At 56.6% G+C, this 16,254-nt stretch carries 17 protein-coding genes; 1 reads left to right on the top strand and 16 read right to left on the bottom strand.

What is annotated here, in order from left to right; genetic code table 11:
- Window positions 1-49 precede the first annotated feature (49 nt).
- The 6 genes from tuf to AC0V6K_RS01310 form a co-directional block, all read right to left on the bottom strand.
- Window positions 50-1,225, bottom strand: coding sequence for an elongation factor Tu (tuf, locus tag AC0V6K_RS01285; protein WP_472624006.1), 1,176 nt, complete (start codon window positions 1,223-1,225; stop codon window positions 50-52).
- Between the two features lie 93 nt (window positions 1,226-1,318).
- Entirely contained in the window at window positions 1,319-3,454 is a 2,136-nt protein-coding gene (fusA, locus tag AC0V6K_RS01290) for an elongation factor G (RefSeq protein ID WP_472624008.1), read from the bottom strand.
- Between the two features lie 106 nt (window positions 3,455-3,560).
- Window positions 3,561-4,031 (bottom strand): 30S ribosomal protein S7, encoded by a 471-nt coding sequence (gene rpsG, locus AC0V6K_RS01295; protein ID WP_472624010.1) that lies wholly within the window; start codon window positions 4,029-4,031, stop codon window positions 3,561-3,563.
- Between the two features lie 139 nt (window positions 4,032-4,170).
- A complete protein-coding gene (gene rpsL / locus AC0V6K_RS01300; protein ID WP_007164630.1) occupies window positions 4,171-4,542 on the bottom strand; it encodes a 30S ribosomal protein S12 in 372 nt (123 codons plus the stop codon).
- 322 nt (window positions 4,543-4,864) lie between these two features.
- Entirely contained in the window at window positions 4,865-5,908 is a 1,044-nt protein-coding gene (locus AC0V6K_RS01305; RefSeq protein WP_486172530.1) for a M48 family metalloprotease, read from the bottom strand.
- The gene (locus tag AC0V6K_RS01310; RefSeq protein WP_472624014.1) at window positions 5,892-6,404 is read right to left on the bottom strand and encodes a hypothetical protein; all 513 of its coding nucleotides are present in this window, start codon (window positions 6,402-6,404) and stop codon (window positions 5,892-5,894) included. Before AC0V6K_RS01310 ends, AC0V6K_RS01305 begins: the two co-directional genes overlap by 17 nt.
- Window positions 6,405-6,724: 320 nt before the next feature.
- On the opposite strand from AC0V6K_RS01310, the gene AC0V6K_RS01315 reads away from it, so the two are divergent.
- Window positions 6,725-7,390, top strand: coding sequence for a hypothetical protein (locus tag AC0V6K_RS01315; protein WP_472624016.1), 666 nt, complete (start codon window positions 6,725-6,727; stop codon window positions 7,388-7,390).
- On the opposite strand, the gene AC0V6K_RS01320 is transcribed toward AC0V6K_RS01315, so the two are convergent.
- From AC0V6K_RS01320 to AC0V6K_RS01365, 10 genes are all read right to left on the bottom strand, one after another.
- Entirely contained in the window at window positions 7,387-8,025 is a 639-nt protein-coding gene (locus AC0V6K_RS01320) for a TadE/TadG family type IV pilus assembly protein (RefSeq protein WP_472624018.1), read from the bottom strand. The two genes, AC0V6K_RS01315 and AC0V6K_RS01320, sit on opposite strands and share 4 nt — an antisense overlap.
- 11 nt (window positions 8,026-8,036) lie before the next feature.
- Window positions 8,037-8,657 carry a TadE/TadG family type IV pilus assembly protein gene (locus tag AC0V6K_RS01325; RefSeq protein WP_472624020.1) on the bottom strand — a complete coding sequence of 207 codons (621 nt, stop codon included), beginning with the start codon at window positions 8,655-8,657 and terminating at the stop codon, window positions 8,037-8,039.
- 8 nt (window positions 8,658-8,665) lie between these two features.
- Window positions 8,666-10,147 carry a TadE/TadG family type IV pilus assembly protein gene (locus AC0V6K_RS01330; RefSeq protein ID WP_472624022.1) on the bottom strand — a complete coding sequence of 494 codons (1,482 nt, stop codon included), beginning with the start codon at window positions 10,145-10,147 and terminating at the stop codon, window positions 8,666-8,668.
- A 213-nt stretch (window positions 10,148-10,360) separates the two neighbouring features.
- Window positions 10,361-10,873, bottom strand: a complete 513-nt coding sequence (locus AC0V6K_RS01335) for a GNAT family N-acetyltransferase (RefSeq protein WP_472624024.1) — start codon at window positions 10,871-10,873, stop codon at window positions 10,361-10,363.
- Window positions 10,866-11,657 (bottom strand): LysR family transcriptional regulator, encoded by a 792-nt coding sequence (locus tag AC0V6K_RS01340; protein ID WP_472624026.1) that lies wholly within the window; start codon window positions 11,655-11,657, stop codon window positions 10,866-10,868. Before AC0V6K_RS01340 ends, AC0V6K_RS01335 begins: the two co-directional genes overlap by 8 nt.
- 69 nt (window positions 11,658-11,726) lie before the next feature.
- Window positions 11,727-12,134, bottom strand: a complete 408-nt coding sequence (gene apaG, locus AC0V6K_RS01345; protein ID WP_472624028.1) for a Co2+/Mg2+ efflux protein ApaG — start codon at window positions 12,132-12,134, stop codon at window positions 11,727-11,729.
- Between the two features lie 205 nt (window positions 12,135-12,339).
- Window positions 12,340-14,388: a S9 family peptidase gene (locus AC0V6K_RS01350; RefSeq protein ID WP_472624030.1), complete on the bottom strand. Its 2,049-nt coding sequence runs from the start codon at window positions 14,386-14,388 to the stop codon at window positions 12,340-12,342.
- A 68-nt stretch (window positions 14,389-14,456) separates the two neighbouring features.
- Window positions 14,457-15,059 (bottom strand): 2-hydroxychromene-2-carboxylate isomerase, encoded by a 603-nt coding sequence (locus AC0V6K_RS01355; protein WP_472624032.1) that lies wholly within the window; start codon window positions 15,057-15,059, stop codon window positions 14,457-14,459.
- A gap of 89 nt (window positions 15,060-15,148) precedes the next feature.
- Window positions 15,149-15,553, bottom strand: a complete 405-nt coding sequence (locus AC0V6K_RS01360) for a GtrA family protein (protein WP_472624034.1) — start codon at window positions 15,551-15,553, stop codon at window positions 15,149-15,151.
- 10 nt (window positions 15,554-15,563) lie between these two features.
- Complete coding sequence (locus AC0V6K_RS01365) at window positions 15,564-16,247, bottom strand: ferritin-like domain-containing protein (RefSeq protein WP_472624036.1); 684 nt, start codon at window positions 16,245-16,247, stop codon at window positions 15,564-15,566.
- Between the last annotated feature and the right edge of the window lie 7 nt (window positions 16,248-16,254).

Genomic DNA, 16,254 nt, shown 5'->3' on the forward strand with positions numbered 1-16,254 from the left:
ATTGAGCACCGGCCCCCGAATTTTCTAGCGCCTCAATCGAGGCAGCAGCTTACTTGCTGATCTTGGCAACAACGCCCGAACCAACCGTACGGCCACCTTCGCGGATAGCGAAACGCAGACCTTCGTCCATAGCGATCGGAGCGATCAGCTTGACGTTGATCGACACGTTGTCGCCCGGCATCACCATCTCGGTGCCCTCTGGGAGGATCACTTCACCGGTGACGTCGGTGGTGCGGAAGTAGAACTGCGGACGATAGTTCGCGAAGAACGGCGTGTGACGGCCACCTTCGTCTTTCGACAGAACGTAAACTTCTGCGCTGAACTCGGTGTGCGGCGTAACCGAACCCGGCTTGGCCAGAACCTGACCACGCTCAACTTCTTCACGGCCAACGCCACGGATCAGAGCACCGATGTTGTCGCCAGCTTCACCCGAGTCGAGCAGCTTGCGGAACATTTCAACGCCGGTAACGGTCGTCTTCGTGGTGTCTTTGATACCGACGATTTCAACTTCGTCGCCAACGTTCACAACACCGGTTTCGACGCGGCCGGTCACAACAGTACCACGACCCGAGATCGAGAACACGTCTTCAATCGGCATCAGGAAGTCCTGATCAACCGGGCGGTCCGGCTGCGGGATGTACTCGTCAACAGCTGCCATCAGTTCCTTGATCGAGTTTTCACCGATCTCAGGATCGCGACCTTCGAGAGCGGCCAGAGCCGAACCCTTGATGATCGGAATGTTGTCGCCGTCGAAGTCGTAGCTCGAAAGCAGTTCGCGAACTTCCAGTTCAACGAGCTCGAGGATTTCTTCGTCGTCGACCTGGTCAACTTTGTTCATGTAAACAACCAGAGCCGGAACACCGACCTGACGTGCCAGCAGGATGTGCTCGCGAGTCTGCGGCATTGGGCCGTCAGCAGCGTTCACAACCAGGATAGCCCCGTCCATCTGCGCGGCACCGGTGATCATGTTCTTAACATAGTCAGCGTGGCCCGGGCAGTCGACGTGCGCGTAGTGGCGGTTGTCGGTCTCGTACTCAACGTGAGCGGTCGAGATGGTGATACCACGCTCGCGCTCTTCCGGAGCTTTGTCGATGTTGCCGAAATCAACAGCAGCGCCCTGAACCTTGGTGATAGCCGCGGTCAGAGTCGTCTTACCATGGTCAACGTGACCGATGGTGCCGATGTTGCAGTGCGGCTTATTACGCTCAAACTTTTCCTTCGCCATTTCTCAATAACCTTCTTTCAAAATTTTGATCTCTTTGCGGGAGAAAAGGCGGCCCCGCTGAATCAGGCGCCGCCCCTAGCCTTGCTTGCTCAGTTAAGCAAGCTTCTCCTTGACCTCTTGCGCAACTGCGGCCGGAACTTCGTCATAATGCGAGAACTGCATTGTGTACTGCGCACGCCCTTGCGTGAACGAGCGCAGTTCGTTGACGTAGCCGAACATGTTGGCAAGCGGCACAAACGCTTCAACGGCCTGAGCATTACCACGGCTGTCTGTGCCCTGGATCTGCCCGCGACGGCTGTTGAGGTCGCCGATGACGTCGCCGAGATAATCTTCCGGCGTTACCACTTCAACCTTCATCACCGGCTCAAGCAGCTTGATACCTGCTTTTTGTGCCGCTTCGCGCATGGCGCCGCGACCGGTGATTTCGAAGGCCACAGTCGACGAGTCGACATCGTGGTACTTGCCGTCGATCAGGCGGATCGTGAAGTCGATGATCGGGAAGCCGACCAGGTGACCACTTTCAGCCTGCTCGCGCATGCCCTTTTCAACCGACGGGATGTATTCGCGCGGAATGTTACCGCCCTTAATCTCGTCTTCGAAGATGATGCCCTGGCCGCGTTCACCCGGGGTGACCACAACCTTGGCTTCACCGAACTGACCCGAACCACCCGACTGTTTCTTGTGGGTGTAGGTGAGCTCAACTTCTTTGCCCAGCGATTCACGGTAAGCCACCTGCGGCGCACCGACGTTCGCTTCGACCTTGAACTCACGCTTCATACGGTCAACGAGGATGTCGAGGTGAAGTTCACCCATACCCTTGATGATCGTCTGGCCGCTTTCGTGGTCGGTCGACACGCGGAAGCTCGGATCTTCAGCAGCAAGACGATTGAGCGCAACGCCCATCTTTTCTTGGTCAGCCTTTGTTTTCGGTTCAACCGAAAGCTCGATAACCGGATCCGGGAACTCCATCCGCTCAAGGATGATCGGCTTCGAAGGATCGCACAGCGTGTCACCCGTCGTGGTTTCTTTAAGACCAGCGATAGCAACGATGTCACCGGCAAATGCCTCTTCAATGTCCTCGCGCTCATTCGAGTGCATAAGGAGCATACGTCCGATCTTTTCCTTTTTGTCCTTCACCGAGTTCAGGACGCTGCCTTTCGACAGGTGACCGGAGTAGATGCGGGTAAAGGTGAGCGAGCCGACAAACGGGTCGTTCATGATCTTGAACGCGAGCGCCGAGAACGGTTCGTCATCCGAAGATGGACGCGATTCTTCGGTCTCCTCCTTGCCAGGAACGATACCCTTAATTGCTTCAACGTCGAGCGGCGACGGCATGTAGTCGATCACAGCGTCCAGAAGCGGCTGAACGCCCTTGTTCTTAAAGGCAGAACCGCAAATGACCGGGACAAAAGCCTGATCCAGAGTGCCCTTACGCAGCAACGCTTTGAGCGTTTTCACGTCAGGCTCATTGCCTTCGAGGTAAGCTTCCATCGCGTCGTCGTCTTGCTCAACAGCAAGTTCGATGAGCTTTTCACGATATTCAGCAGCTTCATCTGCCATGTCGTCAGGGATTGGGCCGAACTCGTACGAAGCACCAAGGTCTTCGTTGGTCCAAGTGATCGCACGCTGGTTTACAAGATCAACAAGACCAATCAGCGAGCTCTCAATGCCGATTGGCAAATAAAGCACAGCAGGCGTCGCACCGAGGCGATCAATGATCGACTGAACGCAGTACTTGAAGTCAGCGCCGGTCCGATCAAGCTTATTGATGAAGCACATCCGCGGAACGCTGTATTTGTCAGCCTGACGCCAAACAGTCTCAGATTGCGGCTCAACGCCGGCAACGCCGTCGAAACACGCTACCGCACCGTCAAGAACGCGCAGCGAACGCTCGACTTCAATTGTGAAGTCAACGTGCCCTGGTGTGTCGATGATGTTGATGCGGTGCTTGGGTGTGTTTTCGCGCAGAGCTGCCGGATCGCCCATTGGATCCATGTCGGGATCTTCGGGGTTCCAGAAACAGGTTGTCGCAGCCGAGGTGATTGTGATCCCCCGCTCTTGCTCCTGCTCCATCCAGTCCATCGTCGCGCCGCCATCGTGGACTTCGCCGATCTTGTAGGATTTACCGGTGTAGTAGAGGATACGCTCGGTCGTGGTTGTCTTACCAGCATCGATGTGCGCCATGATGCCAATATTGCGATAGCGCTCCAGCGGATATTCGCGGGCCATATCTAGGTTTCCTTACGTGAGAGGGTGCCGCCTGAAACGGTCAGCGCCCCATATAGTGATGATTGTGACAGGCAGAAGTCCAACAACCCTGCCCGTCCACAACCGATTACCAGCGGTAGTGGCTGAACGCGCGGTTCGCGTCTGCCATACGGTGCGTGTCTTCGCGCTTCTTGACGGCGTTGCCACGGTTGTTGGAAGCATCCAGCAACTCACCCGACAAACGCGCGCTCATGGTTGTCTCGGGACGACCGCGAGCCGCACCGATCAGCCAACGGATGGCCAGCGCCTGCGCACGCTCGGGGCGAACCTCGACCGGCACCTGATACGTAGCACCACCCACACGGCGCGAGCGAACCTCGACCTGCGGCTTCACATTGTTGAGCGCATCATGGAACAGCTGCACCGGATCGCTCTTGGCTTTCGCCTCGACCGCATCAAGCGCGCTGTACACAATACCTTCTGCAACGGCTTTCTTACCGTCGAGCATAAGGTTGTTCATGAACTTCGACAGAACCTGATCACCAAACTTGGGATCGGGCAGAATGACCCGTTTCTCGGGACGACGACGACGTGACATGTTTAAAACTCCTTCGGAGTGCGGCGGATCATCCGATCCACCTTGCGGCTCCGGCCCACTCCCCCTCCCGGCCACCCAAAGACTACTCCGTGAGGGTAGCCGAGAGGGGGAGCGGTCCGCAGCCGGACCTGATCAAAACTTACTTCGGACGCTTGGCGCCGTACTTCGAACGGGACTGCTTGCGGTCCTTCACACCTTGCGTGTCGAGAACGCCGCGCAGGACGTGGTAACGAACGCCCGGAAGGTCGCGAACACGGCCGCCGCGGATAAGCACAACCGAGTGCTCCTGCAGGTTGTGGCCTTCGCCCGGGATGTAGGAGATGACTTCGCGCTGGTTCGTCAGGCGCACCTTGGCAACCTTACGCAGAGCGGAGTTCGGCTTCTTCGGCGTCGTAGTGTAGACGCGCGTGCAGACACCGCGCTTCTGCGGGTTCTGCTCCATAGCAGGGACCTTAGACTTGGCCTTCTGCGGAGTGCGGCCCTTGCGGACCAGCTGGTTGATAGTTGGCATAAGTTACTCTTCACCTGTTTGGCGTTTGAAGGCACCGAAGATGAAGAGAAGCAGTTTCGTGCGCTCCATCTGCCATTTCCGCGAAAGCGGAAAGCCGGAGAAGAGGCACGAGCCTGAAACGCTCCACCCAGCACATTCAAAGCACCGGATTACTTTGCCGACCCATTTACCGTGCCATTTGGCATGGAGGTATCTGGAACCGCCAATGTTCAGCTCAATTGCGCGAAAGCGATGCGCGGCTACGCACGTTACCTTCGAATGCGGCGCCGCTTAGGCGAGTGTTGGGACCGGGTCAAGTGATTGCGATCATCACAGAGCAAGATCAGTTGGATTTTTCCTTCGGTCCGTAAAGAAGTTGCCAATTCTGTAGAGCAGACCAAACCTCACCAATCATATCCGCGTAATCACTGTCGGTTAGGCGAACGCTGTCGTCCTTCTCTTTAAGTACGCTCAACGCCTCGGAAGAATATTGGTAAGCCTGCCTCACTCTCTCCGAACCGGTGGGATGGCTGTTGGTCGGACTGTCGCCCATCACAATCGATGACGAAAGGTTCAACAACAACGGAAAGTCGGGAGGCAGACCAATGGGCGCAGCCCGTTCAGCGGCGCATCTATCTGCCTCCATTTCGTTTGCTATCGAGAGATTCCGAAGGCCGTCCTTGTCAGCATTACGCCGAAGTTTTCGAAACTTTTCTATCATCGGCCTATCAATATGGCCAAGGATGTGGTGGCAAATCTCGTGCAGCATCATAGACAAGTTCACCGACATAGTGACGCCAGCAGAAACACGATTACGATCGTAGTTTTTTGGCGCTTGAACACTTCCGATGTAATTTGAGTATGTCTTCCCAGTATACCAACGTGGGCTACGATTTTGCCAAAAATCCGCTTCGCTCATCATGAAGAGATTAAAATGCCCAAGATGATTAGTGGCGACACTGTCAGAAAAAGCTCCCACCAAATAGACTTGGAAAACCGCCGCTTGCGCCGGTATTTCGATCCAACGCCCAGTTCTATCGTGAATCGCCCTAAATCCAGTGGTCGGAGCAAGGCTCGTGCGGATCCGTATACCTGAGACTATCGCCCGCTCTTTGGCAGTTAACGACATTCCTGCTGGCGTTTCAGGATTCTTAAATCCATCCAAAACTAGTTGGCTCGCAGGTACGACGGCACCAAAAGCACTTTCGGGACGGTAATTCACATAGTGAAAAAATATCCTTTCGCCACCACTACCCATACCAACCCAGCGACCATTTCGCTCATAGACTGAGCCACCTTCTTGAGCGCCTAAATGACCGGGAATGAATGTGACCAGGAAACTAACGCATAGCACCAAGCCTCTGAGCTTATTAGCCACAGTTCCCATACTCACTCTTCGCGACAGCCAGAGGTGTCGCTTTGTCAATGAAGCGTGCACCCGTAAGTCTGTTTGAACTGCTACTGTACTCTACGATGATATTAAACTCCTTCACAGGAGTGTAGATTACCTGCGACTTCGCAGCACCATAGATAAGCTTTGCAGCTTCTTTAGCTAGGGACGGAATTGCAAGAGCAATACCACCCGCTGCCTCTACTGTATCACAAACGATAACTGAGTTTCCTGCTTCAGATGCTTCTCTACGCCATGGTCCAAGCCGTGATGGCAGCACATTAGAAGGAGTGAACTCAACTGAGACGTCACCTAGGTTTCTAAGCGAAGTATACAACTGGATGTCAGATTCTTCATCATCATTGTACTTGAATTCACTTGCGGCAGGCGGCGGCGTCCCCAACCCATAAATGATCCGGTCATTGACAGCAGGACTACACGCCGAAGTAAGTACAAACGCGCCGAGCGATAAAGCTACATAGGTCGTCTTCATTAATTCCCCCAGTTAATCAGAGCGATGATTGGGCGCAGAGTAGCTGATATTTTTCATTCGTCTAGGCTGCCCGACATTGCCATGCATTGGCGCGCTGCTAAAGAAACCTGCGAAAGCCAAGAACTAAACCGCATCCCACTCCAAGTTTTCCTACTTAAGAAAAACCTGCTTCATGCGCCAATCCCTGCCCATTCCGCGCAAGGACACACGTAAATGATGCACTCCGATCACAATCGTTCTCAACATTCTCTGTCCAATGTCGCCGCCCGGCGTGAGGCGAATGAGCGGCTCTTTACGCGCCTTGCCGGGCGAAAGGTCTGATGGCGGCGTCTCCCCCAATCCCCACCCGCAAAATCCCTCGCCAAGCCACCAGCCGCGTCGCTTTCGTCTCGGAGCCGCCCTCGCCCGACGATCCGTTGCTCGCGTTTGAGCCCTATCTGCACAAGCATCCGCGCTCGAACTCGATCACGCCGGATTTGCAGCGCGAATTCGTCGCGCATCTGGCCGCCACCGGCATTGTCACATCGGCGGCGCGGCATATCGGGCGATCAATGGAGGCGCTGTACAAGCTGCGGCATCAACCGGGGGCAGAGGGCTTTGCGCGGGCGTGGGACCGGGCGGTTTCGCTGGGCGTGGAGCGGTTGGAGGACACCGCTCTGGCGCGCGCGATCGAGGGGGCGGAACGGGCCATAGTGCGTGGCGGAGAGGTCGTCGCGACCGAGCGGGTGCATAACGAGGCGCTGGTGATGTTCTTCCTGCGCACGCGGCTGGCGGAGCGCTATGCCCCGTCCGCGCATGTCGGGCCGGGTGATCCGCTCTACGAACGCATCCGGCGCGAGGTGGAGGAGGAACGGCTGCGCGAGCTCAATTCCCCCGAATACATCGCAGCCGTGCGCGCGAGTATTGACCGCAAGGTGGAAGCGATCAGGCTGGAGATTGAGGCAAAGAAGAAGAAGGCCGGTGCGAGCCCGGGCCCGGACGCTTAGTCGCAGTCGTTGACTGTCAGGCTCTGCGTGTTGGTGATCGCGTTGTTCTGGCGACCGCGCACGTTAAACGCGCTTTCATACCGGATGGTGGGCGCGGTGAAGAAACCTGTGCCGACGAGCGGTTGGTAGTCATAGGTGACTTCGACGAACATCAGCGCGGTGTTGGCGCCGGCGGTGATGCGATTGCTGCTTTCGCCCAGACCGTCCTTGAGCAGATCGTTGTTCTTGCCGTCGCCTTCTTCACCGTATTTGGGATCGACATCCATCTCACCCCAACAGCGTTGCCAGCTGATGACTTGTCCGGCGTCGCTCCCGCTGCGTCCGTTCTCTTCGAGCGAAGACAGCACAACGCGGCCGTTCGCCTCAAAATCCAGCGGTTCACCGATCAGCTCGGCGCCCGCGAAAACTTCTTCGATGTTGGCCTCGTCAATTCCCGATGTGACGCGCCCGGCGTTATCCGCCACCGTCATCGCCATATGGCTGACGCGCAGGTGGGACACCGCCAAATTGGTCAGCTCCATACCGGCCAGCACCAGCGTGATGAAAATCGGCGCCGCAAAGGCGAACTCGATGAACGCAAGGCCGCTCTCATCCCGGCGCAGGCGCTGGAGGACGAAACGGGGAAGTCTGATCATGCCGCGAACCATTATGCCGGCACCCCGCAGATGACCGGCGCGGTTGCCTGCGTGCCATAAGGCTGGCTGCGCACAGCGGTTTCCAGCGTCATATCGATCGTGTCAGACATGCCCGGCACGAAATTGTGCCAAGGCAACAGGCGCGGCATCGAGATGTTGGCGGAGTAGAACACCACGTCGTTCGCACCGCCACGGCCATCGACGCCGGCGTCAATGTCAAACGAACCATTGTCGTTCGCGTCCTCGTAACAATCGCCATCGAACTCATCGTACTGACCATTGCCGTTGACATCAGTCATCAGCTTTTCAGGGTTGCCCACATCGGAGAAGTCGAAAAAGCTCTTCTGCGAAACGTTGATCGTCGCATTCACGGCAATCTTGTTCGTGACACCTTTGATGTAAGTCTGAACCTTCTCTTCGACGGTGTCGCCAGCGACGACAAAGTTCGGGTCGCGCACAGCGGCCTTACGCGCTGCATCGTTGAGCGAACCTTGAAGCGTTGAGCGGACATAGCTCTGATACCCAAGGTCCAGCCCACCGAGCAGGAGCGTGCACATCGGCAGCGCGATGATCGCGAACTCGACAATCGTCGCGCCTTCCTCGTCAGCGGCAAGGCGGCGGAGAAAATGCACCGCGCCCATCACTTCGTCAGCCTCAAGTTGCCGATGCCCTGACCAATACGTTCGAAGACTTGTTCGAGGTCAGAACCATCAGAGGTGTAGAAGTGAGCATCGCTGGTCGCGCACGGTTTAACGTCGTCCGTATCGGTCACGTCGAGTGCAATCACCCAGATCGTGACACCCATGGATTTGGCAAGATCACAGACCGCGTTGAACCGGGCAATGTGCCGTGATTCATACGTGCCGCCGCCCTGTGTACGCTGCTGATAATCTTCGATTCCGTGCGCAGAATAGAGACGGCCACCAGTATCGAGCAAACCATCGGTCATAAATACGATGTGCTGGTTTACTGGAATGCCGTCGCGTTCGGTCGGGTTATCAGAGCCAAAGAAACCGGTGCGAGAAATAAAGCGCGTGCCCCACAGCATACCGACATCGTGGTAAGTACCGCCCGTCACATTTGCGGTGACCGATGCCACTGCGTTGGTGAAGCCAGTTTCACCGCCATAGGTTCGCAGTTTGCGAGACTCACCAGGGCAACCGCTTTGCGATTCACCTTCCTGGACATTCGGATCATAGCGACCGAACTGACGATCGGTGTCGTTTCCGTTCGTAGCCCGTTCATCAACATCGGCTCGAGTTATGGTGTTCTCGATATGGTGCGGAGAGTAGCTGTTGCCGATGCTGGGGCGTTCTTCGATACAACCGATGCCGCTGGTGCGGAAATTGCGCTTGTTCCGGTTGGCGGTTTCACTCGGGTCACCCCAAGATGAATCTTCGATATGGACGTCCTTGGTGCGACGCTCCCACCAACAGCTGTAATAGCCACATACCTGGACCCAATCGACGTAGTTCTGGGTAGTAAGAATATCGCGGTTGGCCAGCGAACGTCCAACATTCACCGTGTGCGCGTACGAAACCATACCGTAGCGGGTGATTGAACCGTTCTCATCATCCTTAAGCGCACGATAGAGGCCGGCTGCGCCGTTGCGCAAACGCGTGATCTTTGACGTTCCGCCTGTCGAAGGGGCGTACGCCATCGAACCCGTTGTATCGAGCACAAGCACAACATCGTTGTGACCAAGGTCGCGCTTTGCATCGCATTCAGCCGAGATCGGAAGTTCGTCAAAGCCGAAGATGTACATCAAGGAGGTCGGAACCGTTCCGGATGCCTCGCCCGTGATCTGTGCACGGTCATCTTGATCCTGGTCCACGTTGAAGACTGCGTTCTCAACGCCATGCGTGCCGCTGGGGAAGTTGAAGTCAAAGAACTTCTCGGCTTCCTGCTTGGCCTCATTGTTCCACGCATTGCCTTCCATCGACTGGCGTCCTGCCAGCACGGCGGCGTCGCATGCGTTCTGCATTTTGGCTTGAGCCATGTAGGTAATGCTGATGTCCAGCCCGCTGCCAACCATCATGGTCAGCGGTACAAGTGACGCAGCAAAGATGACCAGCGTGTTGCCTGCCTCATCGGCCAACAATTTGCGTAGGTTAAACTTCATGGGTGCCCTCGGCGTTTAGATTCACCGATGGCATATGACCTATGCAATTAAATAATGGTGAAACCGATATGCTTAACGAAGGGTAACCCGATTAAGAGGTTATCAGAGACGCGCGGCAACCAAATTACCCCGTGTTGCGAGGGGAGAACGTCTCATTGGCAGTCGCCATACGTCGCAAATCCTTGCTGCAACGTTTACTAAATGAGACAACTTTTAATCGGTCTTGAGCCGCCCGTACCAATAGACATCGCACAAACCGATATGCGTTTCATCGTGTTCGCGCAGGTGGGCCTCTCGGGTGAAGCCTAGGCTTTCCAGCAGGCGGATCGAGGCCGTATTTCGCGTGTCGACTTCCGCAGTAAGTTTGCGCGAGCCGTCTTGAAACAAATGCGCGACAAGAGCTTCGCTGCATTCACGCGCAACGCCGTCACCTTGACGATGCTTGCAGACGATATAGCCAATTTCTTCAATGCCAGACTGGTGACCGGGGCTGGCCGTGAAGCGCCCGGCAACATCACCTGTATCGTCGACGGCAATCCATGTGCGCCCAGGCCATTCAGATGAAGATAGCCAATCCCACAGCTCCTCTTCGTCCCTAAACTCCGCGCGTGTCAGATACGTACATTGTTCAGGGTCACCCAATGTCGGAAACAGCGCCGTTGTGTCCGAAGACTGAAGCGGGCGCATAGTGAACCGCTTGGTCGTCAGAGTGGGAACATCACGCATCGGTCAAATAGGCGACCAGCGCTTTTACTTTCTTGGAGCGCCATTGCGGGGTGGGCGCAACGAGCCAGTAAGCGCGCAGAGATTCGTCGGGTCCGTCGATCATTTCCAACGTGCCCGCCTCGATCGCGCTGGCAACCAGAGGTTTTGGCAGGACGGTGCGCCCCATGCCCGCGAGCGCAGAGGACAGCGCCTGCCCTGCACTGCCCGCTTTGATGCAAGGCTTGGTGCCTTCGGGCAGTTGCGCGCCAGGCCAATCAATCCATGCATCGCGACACTTCGGCGCTGCGACGGTTACACGTTCGGCAGGTGCGAGTTGAACACCTTCCAACTCGCCCGGGCCATCCACCAACCGGATCGCGAGATCGAGATTGGCTTCAGTAAAATCGGCATTTTCGTCGGCCACGAAGCTGTACAGAACGCCGGGGGTCGAAGCCTGAAACACCGCCAGACGCGGCGCGAGCCATTCGGCGTAGAATTCGCGCGGAGCGGCGATGGTGTAGCGATCGCTCGCCTGTCCTGCCTGCATCGCCTGCACGCTTTCTTCGAACCTCAGAAACCCTTCGCGCAGGGCATCCAGACCAGCCGCGCCCTCGGGTGTAAGCTCCAAACCCTTGGACGTGCGCCGGAAAAGAACCACACCAAGGTGGTCCTCCAGCGCGCGGATCTGTTGTCCTACAGCCGCCGGTGTCACCGCCAGCTCGTCTGCCGCGCGAGTGAAGGACAAATGCCGGGCCGCCGCGTCATAGACGCGCAGTGCGTTCAAGGGGAGATGTGTGCGTTTCACGATGATGCGCTCTAAGCGCGCGCGCCAGCCCCCGCAAGATACGGATTCAATTCAACCTGAAAGCGAAATTTAGCGTTGCTGGTCTTCTTCAGCCGGCGCCGCCAGTGGGAAGAACGGGATGCGCACTTCTAGCGGTGAGCCATCCGAACGCAGGAAGGTGTAGAACCCTTCCATTGAGCCGTGCGGCGTCGTCAGCGGGCAGCCAGAGACGTAATCGTGGCTTTCACCCGGCGCGAGCTTGGGTTGTTCGCCCACCACACCTTCGCCATCGACATGGTTCACCATGCCGCGCGCATCAGTGATGCGCCAATGGCGGGTGCGGAGCTGCACCGGCTCATGAGAACCGTTTTCGATCCGGATATGATAGACCCAGAACCATTTGCCTGCTTCCGGATGCGATTGCTCGGGAAGAAAATTGACAGCAACTCGGACGGTGATCCCGTCGGTCACAGCGGCGTGTTGGAAGAGCTCTTTCATATCATTTCCAAGGTAGCGATTCTCTTGTCACTCACAAGAGACCCAACGCGCTTAATCCACCCTGTATCCCGATCAATGTTGCGAATTGACCGCAGATCGCGCCGTTTGGTGCAAGTCTTACGTGGATTTAGTGCGCCGCGCGCAATGATGACGCATCGCGCCGGCCGCAAAGCCCTCAAAGTCGTCCGGCCGCTCCTGCGAGAGGCTATTTTGTCATAGAGGCCGCCTCGCCCGGCGGGTTATGCTTCTTTAAGAACGCCTCAAGCGCGTCGTACCAAGCCTTCTCATTTTTGGCTGACGAAAAGCCGTGGCCTTCATCCTTGATTACCAAGGTCGTTGGCTTGACCGGCGCTTTGCGGGCCGCTTTTTCAAACTGTGTGTACTGACGGAACGGGACGACGACATCTTTCGTACCATGCGCCAACAGCAGCGGACGATTCAGCGTCGCAGCCGTGCGGTAGGGTGACACATTCTTCATGTGCTCTTGATCCTCGCCGCGCACGCGGCTGCGCCAGCGTTTGAAACTGCTACCCGAGGAGAAAGAGCGGCGATCATATTTCATCTGGCGGTCCAGATCGGTAACGCCTGCCCAGCTAGCTGCACAGCGATAACGCTCGGGATTCCGGAGCACTGCCCACATCGCGGCATAGCCGCCATAGGACGCGCCGACGACACAGACGCGGTCCTTGTCGGCAATGCCTTCTTTGACCGCCCAATCCATGGCGTCATCCAGATCGTCCTGCATCTTGCGACCGATTTCGCCTGTGCCGAGTTCGAAGAACGCCTCTCCATAGCCGCCCGAGCCGCGGAAGTTTGGTTGAAGCACTGCATAGCCGCGGTTCGCGAGAAGCTGCACTTCATCATTGTATTGCAGCTTGTCACGCACGCCATAGGGCCCGCCGTGGGGCAGAATAATTAGCGGCAGGTTCTTCGCTTCACGTCCCTTGGGAAGCGTCAGATAGGATGGAATCGGTGTGCCATCGCGCGCAGTGTATTTGACCGGCTTGGGCTTTGCGAGCAGACGGAAATCGAGATTGGGCCGGTATTCGGCAATCTGATCAAGCTTGTTGGCACCCGGTTCGAAGAGATACAGGACACCGGGATCGGCTTCGCTGCCCGCCCACACCAGTTGGCGCGATTCATCCCTGGCCCGCGAAGTAACCCAGATTTCCACATCGCCTAAAGCCTTGCGCAGGCTTGCGTACTGCTTGCGGCGCGCTTCATCGAACCAATGCACTTCGTCACGGTCGGCGGTGTAGAATACCGCAATCGGCTCACCGTCCTTTAGAGCAACGTCTTCGATATCCCAGTCGGGATGCTCATAGACCGTGTCCAATTCTTCACGTGTGGCGTAATTGAACCGGCGCAGTCCAACGCGACCATTTTCTCCCTCAGACAAGACATATCCGGTGTCGGATCCGCTCAAGATCTGCAGCGCATCCCAGTACTTGTCGTCCTCGTCGCTATCTTTGATCTTGGCAATCAGCTTAAGCTTGGAACCTGCGTCAGGGCGGTAATAGATGCGGAGGCGCTTGTTACGGTATGAGGTGCCCATCCGGACAACGCCATCATCGTCCGCCACCCAATTCCACACGCCTTCTTTCGGCTTTTCGACAGTCGTTACTTTGCCATCTGGCACCAGTTCATGGCGCACCACTGATGGATAGTCATAGATCGACCGCTGCAGCGCAACGAGAATATAGGACCCATCTTTAGCGGTGTGAATTACGTTGTCGGTTTCAACCACGCTGGTTTTGCCAAAAAGATAATCGAGCGTGCCCGCTCTGGGCTGGACGAGGATGAGCCGTTTAAACCGAACCTCATCGCCCAGGAAATTACCCATGGTCGAGACCGAGATAAGCATCTTGTCGTCCGCTGCCCACCGATACCAACCCAATTGGTCATCCTTCTGCGTGCGGAACGCAGTTACCACCTTCCTGGTCTCCACATCGACAACGACAAATTCGGTTTCCCCGTTGCGTTTGCGCAGGAACGAGAACATCGAACCATCAGGCGAAAGCTTCGCATTCCAGAATGCCGATCGTCCGGCGAAATTCTCTGTCGGGATTAAAGGCGGCGGATTGACCGCCTCGCCTGAAGCTGGCGCTGCCGCTGGCTTTTCTTCGACCTGAGCCTCAACAGCATCAATCACCTCCGCTTCCGGCTCTTGAGCAAGCAGCACACTGGTTGAAGACAATGCGAACGAAACCGCGCCTGCCAGCCACAAACCGACGCGCGAAAAACCATGCTTCATGAAACGACCCCGAATCAACACATGGCCAAGCCTATGAATCGAGGAAGAAAATGCAAGTTTGAGAGGCGCTAGGAAGTAAGCTCTTCCTCGATCTGGCCCAAGCGCTCCTTACCAAAGAACATCTCGTCGCCCACAAACATGGTAGGGATACCAAAAGCCCCACGCTCAACTGCATGTGCGGTGCTGGTCTTCACCTTTTCCTTAATCTCATCAGTTTGAGAGCGCGCGAACAGGTCGGCAGCGTCAAAGCCCGCTTCCGTGATCGCGGCACCGAGCGTTTCGGGGTTGGTGATGTCCACGCCTTCTTCCCAGATCGCAGGCAGCATGCTCTCTACGAATTGCACCGCGCGGCCATCCTCTTCAGCCGCCGTCAGCATGCGCATCAGCGTGATGGAGTTGAACGGAAATTGCGGGTGCAGCTTGAACTTGGTCAGGTTGTGCTTGGCAATGAAGCGGCGCATTTCGAGAGCGGAATACTCGTTCTTGCCCTTCACTTCTGCATCACGGATCATCGGCGGCGCGTTGCCGGTAAGCTTGTGCATGCCGCCCAAGAACACCGGCGTAATATCGAGCTCCGCTCCCGTGCGCCGCACCAGATCGCGCAACGGCCACCAGATCAGGTAGGCGTTGGGGCTGACAAAATCGAAGATGAGTTCGACGCGTTTGGACATGAAGTGGATCCCCCTGAAGATCTGTAAGCAGTGCGTGTGTCAGCACGCCTAGCAACCCGCGCCGCACGAGCCAATGGTGTGACGCTCCGTTAGAGCTGTTTGAAGTTGAGCGATGCGTTCAGCGCGAACATGGCGAGCCCTGCGAACACGGACACAATCACACGCGCCACAAGATAATTGATCGGCGTAAACTCGGTGAGGATCCAGAACAGGCTGACGGTGATGACCAGGCCGACAAGGGCATTGGCGAAGAAGTAGACATAGCCGGACGACACGTCGCGATCCGTCCCCGCGAAAATCCATGTCCGGCCGAAGATGTAGTGGGTCGAATTGGCAAGGATAAAGCTGATCCCCGTGGCGATCGTGGGGTTCATCCCGCCCTGCTCCACGAACAGCCATAAGACCACCAGCCCCATCACAAATACGCCGGTGCTGACAACAGTATTGCGCACCAACATGCCACCGGCGCGGCGGGTAAAGAACCGTTTCAACATCGACTAACTATCAGGCAACCGCGACGCTTTTGGGCATTGGCTTGGGGTTGGTCTCACCCGCGTCACGCCACTCTGTGCGACGCGGTGCGCCAAACCACAGGAACAACAAAGGAAGTTTGATGAAGAGCAGCTCGGAATGGATCATCCGGTCGATCCACCGTTCCTTCGCGTTCGGCGTGCGGCGCGCATTTTCGGCGAGCCATTTATCGTAGGGCTCAAAGTGATCAGGCTCATCAACATGCACGACCTGAAAGATCTTATGGAGGGCCTTATCCTGCTTCACGATCGGGTGATCGAGCAGATTTTCGACCTGTTTGAGGCCCCGCTTCTCGGTCAGTGAGATAACGCGGCACAGCCGTTCAAACAGATCATCGCTCGCGATGATGGCTTCGGTGTCCAGACTGTCAATCGGAGTGCCGAAGGTAATCTCAATGAAGCGATCAATATGGCCAAAGGTTCTGTCGAGCGCGATCGGCATCTGACCCCGCAATTCAAACCACCTCTTGAACATGACGTAATGCTTGCGCTCGTCCGCCCGGTGCTTTTCGACCGCAGCGATGAACTCGGTAGCCTCGGGATGTTTTGCGCGAACGGCATCCAGCACGCGGTCCAGAGCCGTGTAACCACGGTGTTCGTTGTAGATGTAGATCGACCCAAGCAGATCGAGATAGCGACGCGCAAACCATTGCTTCATTTGGCAA

The sequence above is a fragment of the Erythrobacter sp. S43 genome (genome assembly GCF_057364955.1).